The organism is Ruegeria sp. YTSC003, assembly GCF_059609785.1.
Genome location: NZ_JBXWMK010000008.1, coordinates 1 through 22,719 on the forward strand (window position 1 = coordinate 1; position 22,719 = coordinate 22,719).

The 22,719-nt window shown below is 56.2% G+C and carries 22 protein-coding genes; 4 read left to right on the forward strand and 18 right to left on the reverse strand.

Features of this window, described 5'->3' with window-relative positions; translation table 11 throughout:
- The 3 genes from AC2FFH_RS15130 to AC2FFH_RS15140 form a co-directional block, all read left to right on the forward strand.
- On the forward strand, positions 1-143 hold a 143-nt coding region (locus AC2FFH_RS15130), incomplete at its 5' end, for a chorismate mutase (protein ID WP_496844808.1).
- Positions 144-195: 52 nt separating this feature from the next.
- Complete coding sequence (folD, locus tag AC2FFH_RS15135; protein WP_496844713.1) at positions 196-1,086, forward strand: bifunctional methylenetetrahydrofolate dehydrogenase/methenyltetrahydrofolate cyclohydrolase FolD; 891 nt, start codon at positions 196-198, stop codon at positions 1,084-1,086.
- A gap of 368 nt (positions 1,087-1,454) precedes the next feature.
- Positions 1,455-2,039, forward strand: a complete 585-nt coding sequence (locus tag AC2FFH_RS15140) for a LytTR family DNA-binding domain-containing protein (RefSeq protein WP_496725971.1) — start codon at positions 1,455-1,457, stop codon at positions 2,037-2,039.
- A 2-nt stretch (positions 2,040-2,041) separates the two neighbouring features.
- Here AC2FFH_RS15140 and pdeM read toward each other — a convergent pair whose 3' ends face one another.
- From pdeM to AC2FFH_RS15215, 15 genes are all read right to left on the reverse strand, one after another.
- Positions 2,042-2,704 (reverse strand): ligase-associated DNA damage response endonuclease PdeM, encoded by a 663-nt coding sequence (gene pdeM, locus AC2FFH_RS15145; RefSeq protein ID WP_496725972.1) that lies wholly within the window; start codon positions 2,702-2,704, stop codon positions 2,042-2,044.
- A gap of 41 nt (positions 2,705-2,745) precedes the next feature.
- A complete protein-coding gene (locus AC2FFH_RS15150) occupies positions 2,746-5,157 on the reverse strand; it encodes a ligase-associated DNA damage response DEXH box helicase (protein WP_496844714.1) in 2,412 nt (803 codons plus the stop codon).
- A gap of 40 nt (positions 5,158-5,197) precedes the next feature.
- Positions 5,198-6,505 carry a DUF8689 domain-containing protein gene (locus AC2FFH_RS15155; RefSeq protein ID WP_496725974.1) on the reverse strand — a complete coding sequence of 436 codons (1,308 nt, stop codon included), beginning with the start codon at positions 6,503-6,505 and terminating at the stop codon, positions 5,198-5,200.
- A gap of 116 nt (positions 6,506-6,621) precedes the next feature.
- Complete coding sequence (locus AC2FFH_RS15160; RefSeq protein ID WP_496740614.1) at positions 6,622-7,167, reverse strand: prepilin peptidase; 546 nt, start codon at positions 7,165-7,167, stop codon at positions 6,622-6,624.
- A gap of 3 nt (positions 7,168-7,170) precedes the next feature.
- A complete protein-coding gene (locus AC2FFH_RS15165; RefSeq protein WP_496725976.1) occupies positions 7,171-8,022 on the reverse strand; it encodes a tetratricopeptide repeat protein in 852 nt (283 codons plus the stop codon).
- A gap of 30 nt (positions 8,023-8,052) precedes the next feature.
- Positions 8,053-8,634: a tetratricopeptide repeat protein gene (locus AC2FFH_RS15170; RefSeq protein WP_496740612.1), complete on the reverse strand. Its 582-nt coding sequence runs from the start codon at positions 8,632-8,634 to the stop codon at positions 8,053-8,055.
- Positions 8,635-8,641: 7 nt separating this feature from the next.
- Entirely contained in the window at positions 8,642-9,631 is a 990-nt protein-coding gene (locus AC2FFH_RS15175; RefSeq protein ID WP_496725978.1) for a type II secretion system F family protein, read from the reverse strand.
- 10 nt (positions 9,632-9,641) lie between these two features.
- Entirely contained in the window at positions 9,642-10,610 is a 969-nt protein-coding gene (locus AC2FFH_RS15180; protein ID WP_496844715.1) for a type II secretion system F family protein, read from the reverse strand.
- A gap of 12 nt (positions 10,611-10,622) precedes the next feature.
- Positions 10,623-12,068 (reverse strand): TadA family conjugal transfer-associated ATPase, encoded by a 1,446-nt coding sequence (locus AC2FFH_RS15185; RefSeq protein WP_496725980.1) that lies wholly within the window; start codon positions 12,066-12,068, stop codon positions 10,623-10,625.
- A 24-nt stretch (positions 12,069-12,092) separates the two neighbouring features.
- The gene (locus tag AC2FFH_RS15190; protein WP_496725981.1) at positions 12,093-13,328 is read right to left on the reverse strand and encodes a CpaE/TadZ family protein; all 1,236 of its coding nucleotides are present in this window, start codon (positions 13,326-13,328) and stop codon (positions 12,093-12,095) included.
- A 199-nt stretch (positions 13,329-13,527) separates the two neighbouring features.
- Positions 13,528-14,151 (reverse strand): OmpA family protein, encoded by a 624-nt coding sequence (locus tag AC2FFH_RS15195; protein WP_496725982.1) that lies wholly within the window; start codon positions 14,149-14,151, stop codon positions 13,528-13,530.
- A gap of 17 nt (positions 14,152-14,168) precedes the next feature.
- Positions 14,169-15,575, reverse strand: coding sequence for a type II and III secretion system protein family protein (locus tag AC2FFH_RS15200; protein WP_496725983.1), 1,407 nt, complete (start codon positions 15,573-15,575; stop codon positions 14,169-14,171).
- 191 nt (positions 15,576-15,766) lie between these two features.
- Entirely contained in the window at positions 15,767-16,642 is an 876-nt protein-coding gene (gene cpaB / locus AC2FFH_RS15205) for a Flp pilus assembly protein CpaB (protein WP_496725984.1), read from the reverse strand.
- A 155-nt stretch (positions 16,643-16,797) separates the two neighbouring features.
- Positions 16,798-17,013: a hypothetical protein gene (locus AC2FFH_RS15210; RefSeq protein WP_496725985.1), complete on the reverse strand. Its 216-nt coding sequence runs from the start codon at positions 17,011-17,013 to the stop codon at positions 16,798-16,800.
- A 91-nt stretch (positions 17,014-17,104) separates the two neighbouring features.
- Positions 17,105-17,323 carry a Flp family type IVb pilin gene (locus tag AC2FFH_RS15215; protein WP_496725986.1) on the reverse strand — a complete coding sequence of 73 codons (219 nt, stop codon included), beginning with the start codon at positions 17,321-17,323 and terminating at the stop codon, positions 17,105-17,107.
- Positions 17,324-17,676: 353 nt separating this feature from the next.
- Here AC2FFH_RS15215 and AC2FFH_RS15220 point away from each other — a divergent pair, with 353 nt between their 5' ends.
- On the forward strand, positions 17,677-18,537 hold the full coding sequence (locus AC2FFH_RS15220; RefSeq protein WP_496736731.1) for a lytic transglycosylase domain-containing protein: 861 nt from the start codon (positions 17,677-17,679) through the stop codon (positions 18,535-18,537).
- Between the two features lie 43 nt (positions 18,538-18,580).
- Here the strand turns inward: AC2FFH_RS15220 and AC2FFH_RS15225 are convergent, their stop codons facing one another.
- From AC2FFH_RS15225 to topA, 3 genes are all read right to left on the reverse strand, one after another.
- On the reverse strand, positions 18,581-19,207 hold the full coding sequence (locus AC2FFH_RS15225) for a CoA transferase subunit B (RefSeq protein WP_058276937.1): 627 nt from the start codon (positions 19,205-19,207) through the stop codon (positions 18,581-18,583).
- Positions 19,207-19,911 (reverse strand): CoA transferase subunit A, encoded by a 705-nt coding sequence (locus AC2FFH_RS15230; RefSeq protein WP_496768122.1) that lies wholly within the window; start codon positions 19,909-19,911, stop codon positions 19,207-19,209. The genes AC2FFH_RS15225 and AC2FFH_RS15230 overlap by 1 nt, the downstream gene beginning before the upstream one ends.
- Positions 19,912-20,014: 103 nt before the next feature.
- Positions 20,015-22,654, reverse strand: a complete 2,640-nt coding sequence (gene topA, locus AC2FFH_RS15235; RefSeq protein ID WP_496844716.1) for a type I DNA topoisomerase — start codon at positions 22,652-22,654, stop codon at positions 20,015-20,017.
- Positions 22,655-22,719: the final 65 nt, after the last annotated feature.

Sequence of the window (22,719 nt, forward strand, 5' to 3'; positions counted from 1 at the left end):
CGGACCGTGTCGAAGACGTGGTGCACCGCGTGCGCGCAAGCTCGGCCGAGCTGGGAATGGATCCGGATTTGGCCGAAGGACTGTGGCGCATGTTGATTGACTGGTCGATTGCACGTGAGGAACGTGTTCTCGGCCCGGACTGAATGACCGGGCGCTTCACGCGCCCGATCCGTTTTTGAAAGAAGGGATCAAAGGATGGTAGCCCAGGTTATCGACGGCAAGGCCTTTGCGGCCAAGGTCCGTGCGCAAGTGGCCGATCAGGTTGCAAAGCTGAAAGAGGAAAACGGCATCACCCCCGGCCTGGCCGTGGTTCTGGTCGGCGAAGACCCGGCCAGCCAGGTCTATGTCCGCTCCAAGGGCAAGATGACGGTCGAGGTCGGCATGAACTCGTACGAGCACAAGCTGGATGTCGATACCTCGGAAGAGGACCTGCTGGCGCTGATCGACACGCTGAACAACGATCCGGCTGTGCATGGCATTCTGGTTCAATTGCCGCTGCCCAAGCATCTGAACGAGGATCTGGTGATCAATTCGATCGACCCGGCCAAGGATGTGGACGGGTTCCATATCTCGAATGTCGGCCTGTTGGGCACCGGTCAGAAATCGATGGTGCCCTGCACCCCGCTGGGCTGCCTGATGCTGCTGCGTGACCACCATGGCTCATTGTCGGGCATGGATGCGGTTGTGATCGGACGCTCGAACATCGTGGGCAAGCCGATGGCGCAGCTGCTGCTGGGCGACAGCTGCACCGTGACCATCGCGCATAGCCGCACCAAGGATCTGCCCGATGTTGTGCGCCGCGCCGACATCGTCGTGGCCGCCGTTGGCCGCCCCGAAATGGTGCCCGGTGACTGGATCAAAGAAGGCGCCACCGTCATCGACGTGGGCATCAACCGCATTGAACGCGACGGCAAGAACAAGCTGGTCGGCGACGTCGACTACACCAGCGCCGCCGCACGCGCCGGCGCCATCACCCCGGTCCCCGGAGGTGTCGGCCCCATGACCATCGCCTGCCTGCTGGCCAACACACTTACCGCCGCCTGCCGCGCAAACAAACTGCCAGAACCAGAAGGCCTCACAGCCTGAGCTATTTTGTTGGGGCGCAAAATGCGCCCTAACGCACCGGTAAATTGTCCAAGCGCCAAATTTGACCATGATGTCAACGGGCTAAATTTCCCCACTTTAAGGTTTGAATGTCTGAATGGCGCGTGGTAGCCGGGATATCCCAGCCGTTTACAGTGTGTGAATGTTAGCTTTCCGGGGCTTTTGGCTGGGCCCCTGAAAGCGGTTTTTGATATGGTATGACTTCAAAGCTAAGACCCATCTTAAGCCTGTGCAGCCCACAACGTGTGGTGGCCGGAGCGTTCTTCCTTCCTATGCTGGCTTACGCTTTTCCGCCATTCCAGATGTCTGATTTGCCATTTGTCATATGCTTCTTATTTTGGTTCGGGGTGATGGGCATCGCTGTGACGTCGACCTGGATGGCCCGAAAACTGATCCGCGAAACCGGGACTGTTCTGAACCTGCCGGTGCGTGACCTGGCAATCGCCCTGTTTGTTCTGCTGTTGTTTATCCCGTCCCTTTGGTTGCTGGGCGTGGTTCTGTTTTCCATTGGGGGCCACTCTGCACCCGGCATCCCGCAGGTTATAGGATACAGCGCCTTGTTTACTGCTGGCCTAATACTGACCAGCCGAGCGGAACGCAAAAGCGCACCACTATCATCCCCGGCACCGCGGCTTGCGCGACGGTTGCCTGCGTCTTTTCAGGGGCAGATTTATCGCCTGAGCTCGCGCAATCACTATGTGGATGTGGTCACATCTGAGGGCACCTTTGCGATCCGGTTACGGCTCTCTGATGCGGTTGGGGAAATGGAGCCCTTGCGCGGGCACTGTGCGCACCGCTCTCACTGGGTCGTGGATGAAGCAGTTGCAGCCACTGAGAAAGTAGCCGACAGAATTTACTTGAAGCTGGTGAATGGTGACCTGATACCAGTCAGCCGGAAGTACAAGCCGAAGCTCGAGGATGATGGGCTGATATGATCTTAGCGCGGCATTGGGATGATTTGCGGATGAGGGCCGGTCAGGATGGCCATTGCCCGGTCGCTCATCAAGTCACTTAGAACCTTCTCGGAACTTCGCAGCCCGCCTGTATAGGTGCCATAGGCCGGTAGGATAAGCCGTGCATTGTCCAGCAAAAACGCCGGGCGTGTGATCGTCCGACCGCGTGCCCTGATGCGGGTTTTGGGATGGTAGTGACCCGAGACTTCACCTTGCGCACCAAGTAGGGCGATATGTCGGAAAACCAGCGGACCCACCGTGTATTCAGCCAGATGTGTTCCGCCCAGATCTATTGGGCCCGGGTCGTGGTTTCCTTCGATCCAAATCCATTGTCGGCCTGCCTGAAGGGCCGTCAACGAAAGCTTCTCGGTGGTGCCCAATGCAGTCAACGCATCCAGATCGTCAAAGCTATCGCCCAGACAGATGACAGTTTGCGCGCCGGTTCTGTCGATGTCTACGGCCAGCCTGGTCAGGGTGTCCTGACTGTCATAAGGCGGAAGTGAGGGACCACCGCGTCGCGCCATACGTTCGGATTTGCCAAGATGCAGATCGCTGACGCATAGCAGGTTCCGGCTTGGCCACCACAACGCACCAGTTCCCAGAGCGCGCAGGTCTTGATCAACAAAGGAAAACGCCAAATCGTTCATGGTACGTTCTTTGCCTGTTTTGACCTCTGGCGCAACCTGATTTACTTCGTGTCCAGTCCCGCAGCCTGTAGCAACCGGGCGCTTTCCTCGGCCAACAGGCGTTCTTCGGCGGCACCTTTGACTGGTACCTTGCCAACCTCCAGAAACAACGGAGCAGCAAGCGGAGAGACCCGATCAAGCCGAACCAGATCGATCCGGTCGCCAATGCGTTCGATCATCGCCTCGATACGCCCAAAATCGACCAGGCCGCGCATTGCTTCCTCGCGGGTGATCTGCATCAGCAGATGGTCGGGGTCATATTTAAGCAACGTGTCGTAAAGGATGTCCGACGAAAACGTAGCCTGACGCCCGCTCTTGCGTTGCCCGCCTGTATTGCGTTCGATCAGGCCTGCGATTGTGGCAGAGGCGCGAAAAGTGCGTTTCATGACAGCGTTGCCCGCCAGCCATGTCTCAAGCCCGTCACGCAATTCGTCCAGTTGGAACAGAGGGCGCGGGTCGGTCACTGCGTCCAAGCCCCAAATCAGCGTCGCATAGTCGGTGGAAACGAAACCAAGCGGGGCAAGCCCGGTTTCCTCCATCCGTTTGGTCAACAAAAGGCCAAGGGTTTGCTGGGCATTGCGACCGGCAAAGCCGTAAACACAAAGATGTTCACGGCCATCATTGGGGAAACTCTCGATCAGCAAGCGATCACGCTGCGGCAATCGGGACATATCTCGCTGCAGGGCAAGCCACTCGGCTGTGTGTGCAGGCAATTGCGGCCAGTCGGTTTGAGCGAACATGCGCAGGATACGATCGCTGAGTTGGGTCGAGGTCGCGAACTTTGTACCCGAGAACGTGGCGATCTTGGGTTTCTTGTCGGCCCGACGGCTGACCTCGACCACCATTTCTCGCAGCCCCTCATAGCGGACGATCTGCCCGCCTATCAGGAAGGTATCTCCGGGCGTCAGAGAGGCTGCAAATGCCTCCTCGACCTCACCCAGCGGTTTGCCCCCACGATTGCGCTTTAGGCGGACTTTCAGCGTGTCAGTGTCCTGTATCGTGCCCAGATTCATGCGAATACGCTGTGCAGCCCGCGGGTCTCTTAGCTGCCATTGGCCGTCGGGGCGCTGCAACAGCCGCTGCCAGCGATCATAGGCGCGCAGCGCATAGCCACCGGTTGCACAGAAATCCAAACAGGCGTCGAACTCAGCGCGGCTGAGGTCAGAAAATGGCCCTGCTGTTGTCATTTCGGTGAACAGGGCGTCTGCATCGAACGGGCCCGCCGCAGCGGCGATGAGCATATGCTGGCACAACACGTCCCTTGGGCCCCGTCCGCGCGGTTCGCCATCCAGATCATGCGCCTTTGCAGCCTCCAATGCGGCGACGCACTCGACCACTTCGAACCGGTTCGCTGGCACCAAAAGGGCTTTGGACGGGGCGTTGTAGCGGTGGTTGGCACGACCAATCCGCTGCACCAGACGCTTGACGTTCTTGGGCGCGCCAATCTGGATCACCAGATCCACATCGCCCCAGTCGATGCCCAGATCCAGACTGCCGGTGCAAACAATGGCGCGTAGGTCACCGCGGACCATCGCAGCCTCGACCCGTTCGCGCTGTTGCCGATCTAGGCTGCCGTGGTGAATGCCAATGGGCAACCCGTCATCATTGGCAAGCCAAATGTTGTGAAAGAATATTTCGGCCTGCGCGCGGGTGTTGTGAAAGATAAGCGTGGTTTTGTGTTGTTTGATCTGATCCAGCACCGCAGGGATCGAATAGGCCGCCCCTCCACCGGACCAGGGCGGCATCTCTTGCGTCTCAAGCATTCGGATGTCGGGATCGGGGCCGGGGTCTGCCTGAATGATCTGACATGGATCAGGGTTACGGGCCAGAAACTGTGCGATGGCTTTTGGGTCTTCGACTGTGGCCGACAGGCCGACGCGTCGCAGGTCAGGGCACAAGCTTTGCAAACGGGCCAGCGCCAACATCAACTGATCGCCACGTTTGCTTTCTGCCAGGGCGTGAATCTCGTCCACGATCACGCGCTGTACCCCTGCAAACATCCTTGGCGCATCCTCGTAAGAGGTCAGCAAAGCCAGGCTTTCAGGCGTGGTCAGCAGGATATGTGGAGGGTCCACGCGCTGCCGTTTCTTTTGCGTGGCCGTGGTATCGCCTGTTCGGTCTTCAATGCGAATGGGCAGACCGATTTCATCCGCCGGGCCGCGCAGGTTGCGGCGAATGTCGGCGGCCAACGCTTTGAGCGGCGAAACATAGAGCGTATGCAGGCCGGGGTGATCATTTTCCGCCAGTTCGGCCAGCGTCGGCAGGAAACCGGCCATCGTCTTGCCACCGCCGGTTGGCGCAATGAGCAAAGTGGCCGGGTCCGCAGCCCGGTCAAACATCTCTTGCTGATGTGGGTGGATGGACCAGCCTTTGGTGTCAAACCAAGCCGTGATCCGGGCGGGAATCTGCGTCATGAACGCAGACTACCCGGCCTGTCCCGGAAATGGCACGGCGTTATTTTACGATAGTCTCGTCTTTAACGAACATGTTGGCCCAGGCCCTGTCAATCAGGTCGGGGCTCATCTGATAGGGGATGCCCTCGAACTCGCAGATCGAGATCATCTGGTCGATCAGGAAGATCGGCTGATAGTTGGCGTAGACGTTGTTGATGGTCGGGTATTTGACCTTCAGCAAATGCACCAGAGCGGATTCATCCAGCGGCATGCCGCGTTTTCGCGCCACCATTGCGAAAATTTTCAGGAAGTCTTCTTGAACCGGACCACCGATCTTGATCTTGAAGAAGATCCGGCGCAGGGCCGCTTGGTCGAAGATCTCGTTCGGGTGGAAGTTGGTCGAGAAGATGACCAATGTGTCAAAGGGAACCTCGAATTTTTCGCCTGATTGGAGGCCAAGAATATCCTTGTTCTCTTCCAGAGGAACAATCCAACGGTTGACCAGCGCTTGTGGCGGTTCCTGCTGACGACCAAGGTCGTCCACGATAAAGATGCCGCCGGTTGATTTCAGTTGAAGCGGCGCCTGATAGGTGCGTGCAGTCGGGTTGTAGACCAAATCCAGCATGGAAAGCGACAGTTCACCGCCCGTTACAACGGTCGGGCGTTCGCATTGAACATAGCGTGTGTCGAACCGTTTGCGGCGGCGGAGACTGTTGGGGTCATCTGCTTCCTGCTCGATCGCGGTGTGGACGATCGGGTCATAAACGGTGATGACCTGACCGGCATACTCGATGGCACGAGGTACATAGACGTTGTCCCCTAACGCGTCGCGAATACCGTTCGAGATTGAGGACTTACCGTTTCCCGGAGGGCCATACATCAGAATGGATCTGCCAGCGCTGACCGCGGGGCCCAGATGGTCCAGCAGGCTGTTGGGCAGAACCAGATGCCCCATGGCGCCCGTTAGCTGATCGCGGGTCACTTGAATATTTCGGATAGACTGACGCTTGACCTGTTCCCGGTAGACGTCCAGCGGAACCGGCATGGCGCCGAAGTACTCAGATTGGCTCAGCGCGTCCAGAGCGCGGGCTTTGCCGGCATCGGTAAGCTGATAGCCCATCTCGTTGCCACTGTTGGCGTTCAGTGTGCCGGTCGCTTCGAGCAGCTTTTGTTCGCGGGCAATGTCCACAAGTTCTTGCGTGACCGCACCTGGCAAACAGACCGCTTCCGCGATTTCCGTGACCGTATCCACGTTCTTTCGGAATATCGTCTTAAGCAGAATGTCCCGCATCATCACGATGGGCAGTTTCATTTCGGCCATACCCTTAGGGGCAGGGGGGGCCATAACCGAGGTCGTCTGCATATTCATGAGCGTTGCCCGTCTATCCACTAATCACGCCAAAAGCCCCACACGGGCCACTTGCCTAAAATCTTAACCTGGTTTGTGTCAGCACCAAGGCACTGAAAAGGCGGACTGATGATAGTTTATGAGCCGGAAACAGTACCGAGAATCAGATAGATCGCCAGGCTGGCCCCCAACGGAAAACCCATCGGGAATTTCTTGCCCCGATCCCAGCTTTCCCAGTCCGGGGCAATTGCCCTAAGGCGCGTGTGTTTGGCCAGCCGATGTGTCACATATGCACCAAGCATGGCACAAGTGGCGATCAGCGTCATAAGCAGATAGTCACCGGCCCAGACAAAGGCCGAGGCGGCCGCTAGAAACTTGGCATCACCTGCGCCCATAACCCCAGCCGCGTTGAGGAGGATGCCAAAAAACAGAACGACAAAGATGTGCAGCAATTGCCATAGATAGGGCGGCAGCGTCAGGGCAATCGGACCAACGCCGCCGGTCGTCCACTCGGTGGACCAAGGTGGCAGCACAATCAATCCGACAACAGCAAAAATCGCGACCAAAGCGATCACGGCGTGATTTTTGATCAACATGCTACGCAGATCAGTGAAGGCTACGTACAAGCAGATCGGCAACACAAATGGCAAAAACCATGCGGCTGCCGTCGCAGGGATATTCATGAATCAGGCCTCTTCAAGCGCGCGAAGCGATCGAACGGCTTCCTCATAGTGCTGCGGGTGGGTTGCAATGGCTTCGCGGAACAGGTTCTTGGCCGTTGTGATGTCGCCTTGCTTGATTGCAGAAATGCCCATTGTATTCAGTAACATGGCCCGCTCAACCTGTGTCAGAGGAACAACCGGCATGTTATAGTTGCCCTGCGCGGCCCGGGCCAGCACAAGGTTGTTCTTGGCTGTGAACAGCGATTTGTCCTGACGGATAGCTTCAGAAAACAGCCTTTCCGCATCCGCGTAGTCACCGCGTGACAGCTTGGAGTAGCCCCAGTTGTTCATAACGCTGCCAGGGCGCGTGGTCAGACCGACGGCTGTTTCGTAAAAGTGATCTGCGCGTTTCCAGTCTTTGCGAGAGTCTGCAACGACCGCCTCAAGGCGGTAACGTTGGAATGTCTCATAGGTTGGAGGAACAGAATCCAGCGTCGACTTGGCGGTCGACCAGTCACCTGCGCGGACCGATGCCGCGGCGTATTCGACCCGGTCGACGTTGCTCGCGCCCTTCATGGTTGTCACTTTTTTCCACGCCGAAGCGGCCTCGGTCGTGCGTTTGGCGCGCGTAAGAGAAATCGCGAGGCCCCGTTGCAGGTCGATCCGGCCGGGGTTTTTTGCAGCAGCACCTTTGAAATAGGTCACAGCCTCGTTCGGGTCAGCCGCGGTCAGAAGAACCTCGCTCAGGTTGGTTTCGTCAATGACGTCCACCTCCTGATAGGTGCGTTCGACCTTTTCTTCCTCGGTTTCTTTTTCGCAGGCGGACAGGACCATCCCGCAGATTACCATCGTTGGAATCAAGAATTGCTGGCGCATTTTTTGCGTCCCTTACTGCTCTTGCCAATGTTACGGGAGCTTGCGCAGCTTGAATTGCCCGTCGCCTTGCTGCTCCAGTGTATATTCTTGTTTTTCCGGGGTAGTATTAACAGGATTTTCCATTTTTGCGAGTGCTAAGCGTAGATTGTCCAAGATTGCGTCACTTTCGCCATTGTCCAAAGCAAAGGCGCGCCGGAACATCTGTTCTGCCTCGGGGTATTCGGCCTTTTCCATCAGCACAACACCAAGATTGTTCCACGCGATAGGCCAGTCAGGCTCATCCTCAATTGCGCGGCGCAGCAGTTCCTCTGCCTGCCCTAAACGCCTGAGACCCAGGTTCGCAGTCCCCATTGAGGTCAGGAGTTCCGTTGTCATCCCCTGATCCAGCGCGGCACGAGAAAAGGATGTCAGCGCCAGCTCATATTCGCCCGATGCCATCAGCCGGTTTCCGACTGTAACCGGATCAACAGCTTCGGCCTTAGGGTCGATGCCAGGAGCATCCAGATCGTTCGAAAGGCCTGTTTCTGTACAAGAGGCCACCATGGCAAGAACCAAGGTGGCCTGAAACGTGCGGCGTAGCCTAAACCGGATACACCTGAAATTTGAATTCATCGGGACGTTATCCACCGGATCCACTGTTTGCAAAGTCCGCGATGCCTTTTGCCGAGGGGCCGACCAGAATGACCAGCAACGGCGGCACCGTCAGTATCATTGTGGCAAGTGTCATTTTGGTTGGCAACTTATTCGCTGCCTCTTCGGCGCGCATCACTCGTTTGTCACGCATTTCACCGGCATAAACCCGCAGGGCTTCGGCTATTGATGTACCAAATGTGGCCGACTGGATCATAACAGTCACGAACGAGCTGACGTCCTGAACACCGCAACGTGTGCCAAAGTCTCTGAGAACGCTGTCCCTGTCCTTACCTGCCTTCAGTTCGTGCGCGACGACTTCGAACTCTAGGGCGATATCCGGGTAAGAGACTTTCATCTCAGCCGCGACCCGAACGATTGCCTGATCCAGCGACTGACCGGCTTCCACGCAGACCAGCATCAGGTCCAGAGTATCGGGAAACCCTGCGACGATGGCTTCTTCTCGCTCGGCAACGCGTCGCGTGATCCAATAGCGGGGGAGGAAGTAGAACGCACATGCCGGGATCAAGACGCGGGTGGCCGTTTGAGTCGGTGTGAATTCTTGGCCACCGGAGAAAACCGTGACCAACAGAACACCAATCGCGACCCCGACCAAACCAAGGGCAAATTGGGCAAAGTGGAAAAAGCGCACCGCGTCCTTGGATTGATACCCCGCCTGGCGCAGCTTGAGTTCCATCGCGGACAGCTCTTCCTGATTCTGTGGTTCCAGGAAGTTCGCAAATTTCTGAAGCTGCTCGTTGCGACTGGCTTGTCGCAGTTTGTCCTTGTTGCCTTTCTTGCCTTCCTTGGGCGCTGCATTTGAACGTTGCAGTTTCTTGAGAGGGTCCTCTGGTTGGTTCAACATCAGTGGCACGGCCACCAGAATCATAAACAACCCCAGAACACCAACCACAATAAGTGGTCCGAACGGCCCCAAATGCTCGGTCAGGACTTCATTGATTTGGGTCAGAAATTCCATACTCAAGCCCTCAGACTTTGATGTTCGTAAGAATGCGCATTACGATCAGGTTCAGTGTCAGCATGATGCCTACAAAGAAGCACATCGGAATGAACCACTCGTGGTCAACAACCTCGTCATAGTAGCCCGGATCTTTCACCAGAATGAACAACAGGCAGAAAAGGGGGAAGCCAGACAGAAACTTGCCGGACCATTTAGCCTCGGCAGTGATCGCCTTAACGCGCCGGAACAGGCGAAACCGAGCTCGGATAACTTGGGCCAAGCCCGCCAAAATTTCCGCCAGGTTACCGCCTGCCTGTTGTTGGATTCCGACAGCAACAGACAAAAAGCGCAGATCTTGCATCCCCAGACGTTCTGCCATGTCCTTTAGGGCTTCACCCACGTCACGGCCATAGGCGCATTCGTCCGCGATGATACCAAATTCCGTTCCAAGCGGATCTTGTACTTCGCTCGCAACAATCTGAATTGTTGAGACAAATGGGTTACCAACGCGAAGAGAACGAACCATCAGCTCAACGGCGTCGGGCAGTTGTTCCTCCATCAGGCCCATACGTTTCGAGGCTTTGTGGTTCACCCAAGCATAGACACCGCCGACACCGATCCCGATCGAAAGCGCAATCCGCAATACGGTATCCGTGGCCGTCCCGATACTTAGCCCAACATAAGCAAAGCCTGAAACCAGCACCATGATCATAATCAACTGGCGTGGCGAAAAGGCGATCGCAGCTTTTTGTGCCTTGTCGGCCAACAGCGAATAGAGCGGGATGCTCTGGGTTTTCATATGCTGCTGCATTTCCTTGCGCAGCTGTTCCAGAACCTGTTCGCGTCCGACGCCTTTTTCAAGCATATCCAGACGCCGGTTCACGCGGCTGTTCAGGCTGATGGACTTGCCAAATGCCACAAGATAGATGCCCTCGACCAGGAGAAGAACTCCGACGAAGATCACAACATAGATAAGAGCCTCTACGGGCAGTTGCATATCCGGATCTCCTTAGACGGTCGTAGGTTCGTAGATGGATGGAGGCAGATCAAAGCCCCACAAGCGGAAGCGTTCGGAATAGTGGCTGCGCACACCGGTCGCGGTGAAATGGCCAATGATTTTGTTGTCCGGCGTTAGACCAACGCGTTGAAACTTGAAAATTTCCTGCATCGAAATCACGTCACCTTCCATCCCTGTAATCTCGGTGATCGAGGTCATCCGACGCGAGCCGTCCTGCAAGCGGCTGGCCTGAACGATCAGGTTCACAGCTGATGAGATTTGGCTGCGGACCGCTTTGAGAGGCATCTCGATTCCGGCCATTGCGATCATGTTTTCGAGACGCGAAATCCCGTCACGGGCCGAGTTGGCGTGGATCGTGGTCATCGAACCGTCGTGGCCGGTGTTCATAGCCTGCAGCATGTCGATCACCTCGGCGCCACGCGTCTCGCCAACGATGATGCGGTCAGGACGCATACGAAGAGCGTTTTTAAGACAGTCGCGCGGGCTGACTTCGCCTTTGCCTTCGACGTTAGGGGGGCGGCTTTCCATCCGTCCCACATGGGTCTGTTGCAGCTGAAGTTCCGCCGTATCCTCGATGGTCAGGATGCGTTCGGCGTCATCAATAAAGCTGGACAAGGCATTCAGCGTCGTCGTTTTGCCCGAGCCTGTACCGCCCGAGACGATGATATTCAGACGCGTTGAAACAGCTGCCTGCAAATAGGCGGCCATTTCTTCGGTAAATGCGCCGAAATTGACCAGATCGTCGATGGCCAGCTTGTCTTTTTTGAACTTACGAATGGAAACAAGCGACCCGTCAACGGCGATAGGTGGCACCATTGCGTTGAAGCGCGACCCGTCAGCTAGGCGGGCGTCGACATAAGGGTTGGATTCATCGACCCGACGACCCACGGCGGATACGATCTTGTCGATGATCCGCATCAGGTGCTTTTCGTCCTTGAACGTGACGTCGCTGATTTCTAGCTTGCCGTGCCGCTCGACAAAAATCTGCTGAGGGCCGTTTACCAAGATGTCGTTGACGCTGTCGTCTTGAAGCAGCGTCTCAAGGGGCCCCAGACCAGTGACTTCGTCATACAGTTCCTTGTTTAACTGCGACCGGTCTTCGCGGTTCAGAACGATATCACGAGATTCAAGGATTTCGCTCGAGATTGCGCTGATTTCTGCACGAAGTTCAGATTCTCCGGCCTTTTCAAGTGCCGCAAGATTCAGGTTTTCCAGCAGTTCCCGGTGCATCTCGATCTTGATTTCACCCAGGCGCTCTTTGCGCTTGCGATCCCGGTCCGAAGCGACCGGTTCAGCGGCCTTTTTTTGGATTGGGCGACGGGCGACGGCGTTTTCAGTGGATGCTTTTTTCGGAGCAGGCGTTTGTGCCGCAGCCTCAGGCGTAGGAGCAGCCTCGACCGGCTGCGCTGCTGGCTGCTTCTTGTATCTTGAAAACACGGCGACTACCCCTCTGAAATACGGTTACGCGGCCTCGGCGCTGCTGCTGCCCAAACTGTGAAGCGATTTTGCAAGTTTTGCGATTTCCCGACGCAGCGGGTTTTTGGCGGCGGATTTGGCCAGCGGCAATCCGTGATCACCGCTTTGCATGACGGGTTTGCCACCATCTGGCAATTGCAGGTCAATTGAAATGCCCAGGCTTTCGCCCATTCGCTTGACCCGGCCTTTGCCATTCAAGTCAGTGAATTTCGGGGCTCGGTTCAGAGCGAACCGGAGCTTGTTGAACGGCAGTTCCTCGGCCTGAAGGGCGCGTTTCAACCGCAGCGCGTTCTGAGCGGATCGCATATCCAGCTCGATCATGGCAAAGTACACATGTGCAGCCTGAAGAACCGTTTCCGACCAATGAACAAGGGTTGTCGGCATATCGACAACCACGTAGTCGAATTTCCTGCGGGCTATTTCGATGACGCGCTCGATGTCTTCGGGTGTGATCAGGTCCAACGGAACCATATCGGACGGTGCAGTCAGGACCTCAAGCTTTTCCTCATAGGTTTGTAGGGCCTGCGAGAAGACATCGTCGTCCATCGAGTTTGTGTCCGACAGCATCTCAAATATGGTTTCGCGTCGGGGAAGGTCCAGATAGGTCGACACGCTGCCGTATTGCAGATCCAGATCGATGACGCACACAGAAGGTGCCTCTTTGTCTGACGCAGTTGCCAGCTCCCAGGCGAGATTGACCGCCATAGTCGTTGATCCCACACCGCCTGCCAGCCCATGGACCACAAACAGCGCGCCTTCCTTCGAATCACCGTGAGCGGCAGGAGCTGTCGCAACCGCAGTCGCTGCTACCGGCTCAGGTTTGTTCATGCGCTCGATGGCTTCCTGCAGCTCTCCCTCGGGAAGAGGGTAGGGGACAAACTCGTCCGCGCCCTTGCGAAGTAGTTGGTGCAGAGATGCAGGTGTGACGTCTTCGGCGATCAGTACGATCTTGATCTTTTTCTCTTTGGCCTGCGAGATGATCTCGCCCATCAGAGAAAGGTTGTCCTCATCTTCTCCGTCAATGGCAAGCGCAACGAATTCAAGGCTTTCCGCCTCAGGTTGGCTGAAAAAAGCCAGGGCTTCGGCGAAGCCAAGGTCGCCCCAGCGTTCGCCCAAAATGGTTTCCATGTCCTCGATCAGAAGATCAAAATTTTGGACGTCACGGCTGATCGTGCAGGCCAGAATGGCAGTTCCGTCATCATGCGTTTTGGCGCTTGTCATTCACACAATCCTCGTCGTCTGGGCCTGCTCACTGCCCGAACATGTCTGGTTCGGTTCAGTTCGCTGTTGCCCGGTCGCGGCCAATTCGGGCCGCACTTCACCTAATTGTTGAAAAGATGGCTTGGAACTTAGGCAAGATTTTGGCGCAAAAGAACCAATTGTAGGGAAATGGGCGACGATGCCGCCCATTTCTTATGGATTATTCATCACTGCCGCCAGCATCGTCGCGCTGGATGTAGCTTTCCCTCGTGGCGCTTTCGACGTATTCGCGGTACACGATTTCGGCGTATTTGCCATCCAGAACCAGCGGATTGCGATCCAAAAAGCCCGACACTTCGGTGACCGTGCGCCTGTTGCGGCGATCTCGGTTCGGAGTGTCGATCAGAGGCCGCGTTTTCCCGAAGGAAACTACAGCTTCCAAACGCGACCGCGAGATCCCTTGCTGCGTCAGGAATGCAACGGCTGCGTTTGCACGACGTTGCCCAAGCGACTGGTTATACCCGGTTGAGCCAACGGCATCGGTATGGCCGTAAACGCGGAACCGTGCTTCGGGGAACTGCTTGATCCATGCCGCTTGCCGCAACAAGACCCGCTGCGCCTGAGCGTCCAGCTGAGAACTGTTAAACGCAAAATTGATCTGCGTTGGCACTTCTGCGGCAAACCGCTGGCCCAGGATTTGTGCGTATGTCAGCTCACCGTTCATGACCTGAACGTTGTTTAGAGTTGCGTTGCCAAAGGCGCCTTGGTCAGCTTCGTACCCCGCTTCACGTGTACACGCGGCAACGGCGACCGACAGACCCAGTGTTATGATCCACTTTTGCATTGGTCCTATCCTCTCAATCATTCCAGGATGTAGCCGTATGAGCTGCCAAAGTCCTGTTTGGCGACTTCAGACGCAGCACCCGAACCAACGCGTGTGGTTCGCGCCGTTCTTCCGTTCAAGAACAGGTCAAACTCGCTAGGCGGTTTGACGCGGTCTGTCGGCAGGGCCAGGGCTTCACCACGGGTGGGTGATACCAGATGGGCTGTGACGATGATAACCAGTTCAGATTGCTGACGCTGGTATTCCGCGCTGCGGAACAAAGAACCCAGTACAGGAATGTCGCCGACCCATGGGATTTGGCTGTTCAGGTCTGCGAAGTTGTCCTGAATCAACCCTGCAATCGCAAAGCTCTCTCCGTCTCGCAATTCAACTGTCGTCTTTGTTTGACGTGAGATAAAGGTAGGCACGTTGTTGCCTGCAATTGAGAAGTTGGAGTTCGGGTCAATAGTTGAGACCGATGTTCCTAACTCAAGGTTAATCAGATCACCATCCACCACGCGAGGGGTAAAGAGAACCTGCACACCGAAGTTCCGATATTCGATTGCAATGTTGCCGTCATCCGCAGGAACAGGAATCGGGACTTGGCCACCCGCCAGGAATTCAGCTTCCTGACCTGACAGGGCTGACAGGTTGGGCTCTGCAAGAGTACGGGCGAGCCCTTTGGTTTCGAGCGCCTCCAACAACAAGCGTACCTGCGTTGAACCGGCACCAAAGCCAAACAGGATGGCACCTGTATTTGTCTGCTGGAAGGGAATTCTGTCGGCGAGGGCGTTCGCCAAAGCGCCTGCACTGTTCAGGGTGTTGAAGCCGCCCGTAGCGTCACCGCCGCCAAAGCCCAACGATGCAGTCAGACTTTTCGCAACCGACCGATTCATTTCGGCAAAGCGAACTTTCAGCATAACCTGTTGAACGCCGCCAACGGACATCAGGTTCGAAACCCGCTCGGGCGCGTAACGTTCTGCAAGCTCCAGAGCACGGGCCAATTTGGCCGAGCTGGAAATCGTGCCAGAAAGAACGATGCCGTCGTTGGCAGTGCGCACTTCGATTGGCTCACCCGGTAGAATCTGCCGCAATCTCTCTTTGAATTCAGACACATCCGGCGAAACACGGACCCGAACATTGGCCAGCAGGTTGCCAGCCCCATCGAACAAAGTCAGCGTGGTCAGGCCAGGTGCCTTACCCAAAACATAGATGGTACGATCAGAAAGCGACGAAATGTCAGCGATGCCTGCGTTGGCAATGCTGAGTTCCGCAAAAGGTGTTTCGCTTTCAACGACGATTGCGCGGTTCATCGGAACGTCCAGCGTTTCCGCCGTACCGTTCTTAACCACGCGAAGTGTTTCAGCCTGGACAGCAGTGCTGGCCGAACTGATAACTAACGCCAACCCCAGAAGGGTTGCGTTGAACCAAGATTTTATTTTCATGTGACCTGCCTCTCCGATCACGCCTCGTTTTAGGTCTAATGCCTTATGTGCGGTAACACTGCGCGAATTACGATTTTATTGCAATAATCAATGGTTTCTGGAATTTTCCTTATGTGGGTAATGCGCAACATTCGAAACGAAACAAGCCGCGCTGATGGCGCGGCTTGTGGCTTTAACGTTTTGATTTCGCGCTAGTTTGTGCAGGGCGTTATTATTCCGGTATCGACGATTTCGCCGCCACGACGCGCCTTAACCGTGCAAATCTGTTTCTCGACTTTGACGGGTGCGGGCGCTGCTTCTTCGATTCCCAGGAGTTTTCTTTGGTCCACTTCAATCGCAGTCGCAATAGTCTCATCTTGTGCACCGACCAGCGCCAGTGACAACCGCCCGGTGTTCTGTGCCTGGGCGAGAGCGGCGACCTGTTCCGGGGTAATAGCGACAGTAACCGTCCTGGCAATAGTTGTGCCGGTCACGTCCGATCCTGCGGTCTGATCAATTGCGATAAGTTCGATGTTGGTCTGGATTAGACGTGTGATCTCTCCCTCGCCGCCAGTACCTCTTAGGGATCCGGTCCAGTAAACGTCGACGTTATCGCCTGGGCGCAAAAAGCCAGATACACCAGATGCAACATCTACACTGATTGCGAAGGCGCGCATGCCTTTCTCAAGACGAGACGTAAGGCCGGCCGACTCACCGGGTTGGGTAACTTTGACTTCCAAAAGGGCTTCGTCTTTTTCGATTGTACGAAGGATAAACCGCTCGCCCCTCCCATCCGTGGGAAACAAAACGGCCATATCCGAAAAAGTCCCTTCGGGAATCGCGTCCTCAGGCCACTGCACGATGCGTACATCTTCCGGCGCAAGACGCTCCCCATACTTCATGGCCCGGTTAACGACCGTGACAGGGACTGTTGGAATGGTCTTAACATTTGCGAGCGCGTTTTGAGTCGCCAATCTTTCCCGTTCAAGTTCCGCTTGGGTTTGACTGATGTAGTCCCTTGCCAAGTAGACGGCCCCACCGGCCAAAGCGACCCCAACAATCAGGACAAGTCCAAATACTAGCCGCATTCGCGTCCCCTCTTAGTTATTCGATTTGGTTAGTTCGTCAAAGATTTACGACGAAGATCAACACTGATCTAAAGGGAGATTGTGTCGAAAAGGGGGACAATATTTGAAAATTTTCGCGTCCAATAATTTTTTTGGACATTTAAGCAATTGCGAGTTCACGAATCCGGTGCGTCGAAACGCACGGAAATTTCGTCAGCGACATCGATCCCACTCAGGGCTGCACCTGATCTGGCATCCAGGTCTCGGACTGGTTGATGAAAAACAACGAAAACACCGGCGGCAATTCCCACGATTGCGGCTGTCAAAACCACCCAGTCAACCGTCACGGCCCCGTCTTCACGTTTGCAGAATAGGATCGTTCTTTTGAACATATCGTTTCCAATGCTGGGCCATGAAAAATTACGGGGCCGAGTCAAACAACCCAGCCCCGAGAAAAATAGTCACAAAGACTAAGCGCTTAGATTAAGGCGTGGTCGGCGGAGTGACAGGGATCGATGAAGCGGTTTTGGTCGCCGCGTCGGACAGAGTCGCACCTACTTTGTTCGAAACAGCCTGAGTGCCGGTACCGATTTGGGTATAGGCGACCGATGCCAGGCCAACGATTGCTGCGGTCAGAACGACCCAGTCTACTGTTACGGCGCCGTCTTCGTCTTTGCGGAAGTTCTTGATGAACTTGATCATGTTACGTCCCTCCTAAAGGATCTAAAAAAGTCTATTAAACCTCGGCGTCTATCAGAGCTTCCTCTCTCAGTCCGCTCCCGATCGTCTCGGTATGGCACTATGATTGACCGCTATGCGTGGCAGGAATTGGGCCAAACACCATTTTTTTTTGATGAAGTTTAACTTTTTGGTAGTTATTTTGGTAAGTAATTGAAAAAAAACAATAAAAAACTTCACTACGCAAAGGTTGTCTAGACGGCCAGATGCAAATTTGCGGCAAATGAGGCGAATTTGCCCCATTTCACGTTGTTTTTCTGGCTTTACGGGCAGATTCGAGGTTCAAATCAACCAAAAGAAAAACATGAGGCAGGCAAATGAATCTCCGGCTCGCAATGACTTGCGCCGGTTTGGCGGCGTTGATGCTGTCTGGCCCAGTGCCAGTCGTGGCGAACGAGGTTGAGCCAAGAGGCGTTTACAAACGGGTCAAGGCCCCAAAGCCCGGCACACGACCGCGCGTCACGGTCCAGATCACGCCCGATGAGCATGCGAAGACCCCGTCTGCCCCTAGTACGGGCGTAGAATTGGTCGAACCTGAAATCATCGCGCGCACGCGTGTCGTACCGCCAACTCTTCCCGGTGCGGGCAAAAAACCGGTTGGTTCGTACAAGGCTTTCTGGGAAAGGGTGTCGCCGTCCTTGGCCGAGGCCGGGTCCGGACGATTGCACGATGCCATGAATGCGCTGGCTGCGATCAATGTCGCGGCACCCCGTTTACAGACCCTGCAAAACATCGCCCAACAGCGCCGCGTGGATATTCTGCGCTCGACCGTTGGAACAAATGTCTCACCGGCATTGGTTCTGGCGGTCATTTCCGTTGAGTCCGCTGGGCGCACCGACGCTGTAAGCTCGGCCGGGGCACAAGGATTGATGCAGCTGATGCCCGCAACCGCCAAACGGTTTGGGGTTCAGGACAGTACCCAGCCATCGCAAAACATTGCGGGCGGTGTGAAGTACCTGAACTGGCTGATGGAAGAATTCGGTAACGACCCGATCCTCGTCCTTGCGGGGTATAACGCAGGGGAAGGGGCCGTACGTAAGCACGAGGGCGTCCCGCCTTACGCAGAGACCCGTGATTACGTACCCAAGGTTCTTGCAGCGTTTCAGGTGGCGCGGGCGTTGTGTTCGACACCGCCCCAGCTGATTACGGATGGGTGTGTATTCCAATCGCTGAACTGAAAACGGCCCACCTGAATTTGGTGGGCCTTTTCATTGGTGTGAATCAGTTGACGATGTTGGCCTCGGTCGCGGCGCGGATTTCATCTTCGGTCACGCCTTCGGCGATCTCGATGATCTTCAAGCCGCCATCAACCACGTCCAGAACGCCAAGGTTGGTGATAATGCGGTTTACCACCTTCTTGCCGGTCAATGGCAGGGTGCACTTCTTCAGCAGCTTGGACTTGCCGTGCTTGTTGGTGTGATCCATCACGACGATCACGCGACGAACACCTGCAACCAGGTCCATCGCGCCGCCCATGCCTTTAACCAGCACGCCCGGAATCATCCAGTTGGCCAAATCGCCTTCTTCATCGACCTCCATCGCGCCCAGAACGGCGGCCGCAATCTTACCGCCGCGGATCATAGCAAACGATGTGGCACTGTCGAAATAGGCGGTGCGGGACAGTTCCGTGATCGTCTGCTTGCCAGCGTTGATCAGATCCGGGTCTTCTTCGCCTTCAAAGGGGAAGGGGCCCATACCCAGCATTCCGTTCTCGGATTGGAGGGTGATGTCCTTGTCACCAACATAGTTTGCCACCAGCGTCGGAATACCGATGCCAAGGTTTACATACATGCCGTCTTCCAGCTCTTGCGCCGCACGTGCGGCCATCTGATTGCGATCCCAGGGCATTATGCTTCCTCCTTCTTACGGGTGGTGCGTTGTTCGATGCGCTTTTCGTGCTGACCCTGAATGATGCGATGCACGTAGATGCCGGGCAGGTGGATCATATCGGGGTCCAGCGAACCACGCGGCACGACTTCCTCGACCTCGGCGATGCAGATCTTACCACAGGTCGCAGCAGGTACGTTAAAGTTGCGCGCGGTCTTGCGGAAGATCAGGTTGCCGGTGTCATCGGCCTTCCAGGCTTTGACAATGGCCAGATCGGCAAAGATGCCTTCTTCCAAGATGTAAGTCTCGCCATTGAAGTCTTTGTGCTCTTTACCATCGGCAATCACGGTGCCCACACCGGTCTTGGTATAGAACCCCGGGATGCCTGCGCCACCGGCGCGCATGCGCTCGGCCAGGGTTCCTTGCGGGTTGAATTCCAGCTCCAGCTCTCCGGCCAGGTATTGGCGCATGAACTCGGCGTTTTCACCCACGTAAGAGCTGATCATCTTTTTGACCTGCTTGGTCTGCAACAGGATGCCGATTCCGAAATCGTCAACGCCGGCGTTGTTCGAAGCAAACGTCAGATCTTGAGCGCCCGAGTTCTTGATCGCCTCAAGCAGCAATTCGGGAATACCGCACAGGCCGAAACCGCCCGCCGCGATCATCATGCCGTCCGAAATCACTCCATCGAGTGCTTCGGTGGCATTGGCATAGACTTTCTTCATGGAAAACTCCCCCAATGACATGGTGATGGCGCAGGTTGTGCCGCCACGTCACGGGGAAGTCAATGAAACCAAGGGGTAGGTGGTATTTCTACCTAGCCAGTCGTTAGGTGGCCGCCTTTTTGGTCGTCTTCTTGGCAGCAGCTTTCTTTTTCGGAGCCGCTTTTTTCTTGGTGCCCTTTTTGGCTGCGCGTTCGTTGACCAGTTCGATGGCCATTTCCTGCGTTACGTCCTCGGGCTTGATATCTTTTGGAATGGTCGCGTTGACCTTTTCCCATTTCACGTATGGCCCATAGCGCCCATCCAGAACCTGCATCGCGCCGCCATCTGGGTGCTCGCCTAATTCCTTCAACGCTTTTGCCGCTGCGCGACGGCCCCGCCCGGGGTTGGCGCGCTTTTCAGCCAGCAACTCGACAGCGCGGTTCATGCCGATTTCAAACACGTCGTTGGGGTCTTTGAGGTTTGCGTAGACCGGCTTGGCCTCATCCGCCAACTGATGCATCAGATAGGGACCAAACCGCCCAAAGTTCGAGCTGATCATGCCACCCTCTGGGTGTTCGCCAATCTGGCGGGGCAGGGACAACAGCGTCAGCGCCTTGTCCAGATCCATGTCATCCTTGCTCCAGCCACGCGGTAGTGAGGCGCGCGGTGGTTTTTTGTTCTCGGGCGTCGGTTCGCCGCGCTGAACATAGGGGCCAAAGCGGCCGGATTTCAGCCAGATATCATCCCCTGCATCTTCGCCCAGAAGACGTTCCTCGCCTTCAGCGCCTTCGCCGGCGATGGGGCGGGTATAGGTGCATTCAGGATAGTTTCCACACCCAACGAACCCGCCGGTGCGCGACGTCTTCAGGTGCAACTGACCCATTCCACATTTCGGACAGACACGAGGGTCCGAGCCGTCTTCACGCGGCGGATAAAGCTGCGGCGCCAGGGCTTCGTCGAGTTTGTCCAGAACCTCGGAGATCCGCAATTCGGACGTCTCGCCGATAGCAGCCGAGAAATCGCGCCAGAACTTGCTCAGCAACTCCTTGTAGTCACGCCCACCGGCGCTGACGTCGTCCAATTGTTCTTCCAGATTGGCGGTGAACTCATACCCCACGTACTGCCGGAAGAAGTTCAGCAGGAAGATCGTAACGATCCGGCCCTTCTCCTCGGGGATCAGCCGGTTCTTGTCTTTGCGCACATATTCCCGGTCCTGAATCGTGGTCACGATCGAGGCATAGGTCGACGGTCGCCCGATCCCCAGCTCTTCCATCCGCTTGACCAGCGTAGCTTCGGTGTAGCGCGGCGGCGGTTGAGTGTGGTGCTGCAGGGCCAGTACAGATTCGTTCTCGGATAGAATGGCCTCTTTCGCGGCCTTTTCAGTGCCCTCGCTGGTTGCTTTGGTGAACTGATCGCGCAGGGATGTTTTGGCAAACCGAGCTGGATCGCCCTGCATGATTTGCGGCAGGCGCTTTTCATCATCATCGGCCACGTCGTCGCGGCCTTCTTCATAAACGCGCATGAACCCGTCGAACAGAACAACCTGACCGGTGGCGCGCAGGCCGATCTGGCCGTCATCGCTGCCAATCTCGACCGTAGTGCGCTCCAGTCGCGCAGCAGCCATCTGGCAGGCAATGGTACGCTTCCAGATCAGGTCATACAGCTTGCGCTGATCTTCATCTGTGACCTTCAGGGCCTTGGTATCGCGGGACATATCCGTCGGGCGGATACATTCGTGCGCCTCCTGGGCGTTTTTGGCCTTGTTTTTATAGATACGCGGGCTGTCCGGCACGTATTCTGCACCGTAACGGTCTGTGATGGTATCGCGGGTGGCCGCCACGGCCTCGGGCGCCATGTCGATGCCATCGGTCCGCATATATGTGATGTAGCCCGCCTCGTAGAGGCGTTGAGCAACCTGCATCGCGTGACGCGCGCCCATTCCGAACTTGCGGCTTGCTTCCTGCTGCAAGGTAGAGGTCATGAAGGGCGCGCTGGGGTTGCGCGCGGCAGGCTTGGCTTCGACCGAAGAAACACTCAGCGCGCGGCTGGTAATGGCCTGCACCGCTAATTCAGCCTGGGTGGCGTTGGCCAAATCATGTTTGTCCAGTTTCTTACCGGCCAGTGTGACCAGGCGTGCCTCATAAGTCTGGCCGCGCGGTGTTTCGAACACTGCCTTCACAGACCAATATTCGACTGGCTTGAACGCCTCGATCTCCATCTCGCGCTCGACGATTAGGCGCAGACAGACTGACTGAACGCGACCGGCGGACTTCGCGCCGGGCAGCTTGCGCCACAGGACCGGCGACAGGTTGAAACCCACCAGATAGTCCAGCGCGCGGCGGGCCAGATAGGCCTCGACCAGCGGCATGTCGACCTGGCGCGGGTTCTGCATCGCCTCGGTCACCGCATCCTTGGTGATCGCGTTGAAGGTCACGCGGCTGACGGGCGTGTCTTTCTTGATCGAGCGGCGCTTGGTCAGGGCTTCTTGCAGGTGCCAGCTGATAGCCTCACCCTCACGATCAGGGTCAGTCGCGAGAATCAAAGCGTTGTCTTCTTTCAGCGCATCGGCGATGGCTTTGACATGTTTGCGGCTGTCGTTGCCGACCTCCCATTTCATCTCAAATTCATGCTCGGTATCGACGGATCCGTCCTTGGGCGGCAAGTCCCGGACATGGCCATATGAGGCCAGCACCGTGTAGTCAGGGCCAAGATATTTGTTGATTGTTTTGGCCTTGGCAGGGGATTCTACAACAACTACAGGCATTTAAGGGAAAACCTCGCTCGACGGAATTGGCGCCTTCTATGATCGTGCAAGATGTGGAGGGCAAG

Bases quoted from the DNA above. Each gene is read 5' to 3' on its own strand.
- AC2FFH_RS15195 (WP_496725982.1), bottom strand. From the start codon at position 14,151: ATGCAAAAGTGGATCATAACACTGGGTCTGTCGGTCGCCGTTGCCGCG.
- AC2FFH_RS15225 (WP_058276937.1), bottom strand. From the start codon at position 19,207: ATGCCCTGGGATCGCAATCAGATGGCCGCACGTGCGGCGCAAGAGCTG.
- AC2FFH_RS15180 (WP_496844715.1), bottom strand. From the start codon at position 10,610: ATGCAACTGCCCGTAGAGGCTCTTATCTATGTTGTGATCTTCGTCGGA.
- AC2FFH_RS15215 (WP_496725986.1), bottom strand. From the start codon at position 17,323: ATGATCAAGTTCATCAAGAACTTCCGCAAAGACGAAGACGGCGCCGTA.
- AC2FFH_RS15210 (WP_496725985.1), bottom strand. From the start codon at position 17,013: ATGTTCAAAAGAACGATCCTATTCTGCAAACGTGAAGACGGGGCCGTG.
- AC2FFH_RS15200 (WP_496725983.1), bottom strand. From the start codon at position 15,575: ATGAAAATAAAATCTTGGTTCAACGCAACCCTTCTGGGGTTGGCGTTA.
- AC2FFH_RS15155 (WP_496725974.1), bottom strand. From the start codon at position 6,505: ATGAATATGCAGACGACCTCGGTTATGGCCCCCCCTGCCCCTAAGGGT.
- AC2FFH_RS15170 (WP_496740612.1), bottom strand. From the start codon at position 8,634: ATGAATTCAAATTTCAGGTGTATCCGGTTTAGGCTACGCCGCACGTTT.
- AC2FFH_RS15160 (WP_496740614.1), bottom strand. From the start codon at position 7,167: ATGAATATCCCTGCGACGGCAGCCGCATGGTTTTTGCCATTTGTGTTG.
- AC2FFH_RS15220 (WP_496736731.1), top strand. From the start codon at position 17,677: ATGAATCTCCGGCTCGCAATGACTTGCGCCGGTTTGGCGGCGTTGATG.
- topA (WP_496844716.1), bottom strand. From the start codon at position 22,654: ATGCCTGTAGTTGTTGTAGAATCCCCTGCCAAGGCCAAAACAATCAAC.
- folD (WP_496844713.1), top strand. From the start codon at position 196: ATGGTAGCCCAGGTTATCGACGGCAAGGCCTTTGCGGCCAAGGTCCGT.
- cpaB (WP_496725984.1), bottom strand. From the start codon at position 16,642: ATGCGGCTAGTATTTGGACTTGTCCTGATTGTTGGGGTCGCTTTGGCC.
- AC2FFH_RS15140 (WP_496725971.1), top strand. From the start codon at position 1,455: ATGGGCATCGCTGTGACGTCGACCTGGATGGCCCGAAAACTGATCCGC.
- AC2FFH_RS15165 (WP_496725976.1), bottom strand. From the start codon at position 8,022: ATGCGCCAGCAATTCTTGATTCCAACGATGGTAATCTGCGGGATGGTC.
- AC2FFH_RS15175 (WP_496725978.1), bottom strand. From the start codon at position 9,631: ATGGAATTTCTGACCCAAATCAATGAAGTCCTGACCGAGCATTTGGGG.
- pdeM (WP_496725972.1), bottom strand. From the start codon at position 2,704: ATGAACGATTTGGCGTTTTCCTTTGTTGATCAAGACCTGCGCGCTCTG.
- AC2FFH_RS15230 (WP_496768122.1), bottom strand. From the start codon at position 19,911: ATGAAGAAAGTCTATGCCAATGCCACCGAAGCACTCGATGGAGTGATT.
- AC2FFH_RS15150 (WP_496844714.1), bottom strand. From the start codon at position 5,157: ATGACGCAGATTCCCGCCCGGATCACGGCTTGGTTTGACACCAAAGGC.
- AC2FFH_RS15190 (WP_496725981.1), bottom strand. From the start codon at position 13,328: ATGACAAGCGCCAAAACGCATGATGACGGAACTGCCATTCTGGCCTGC.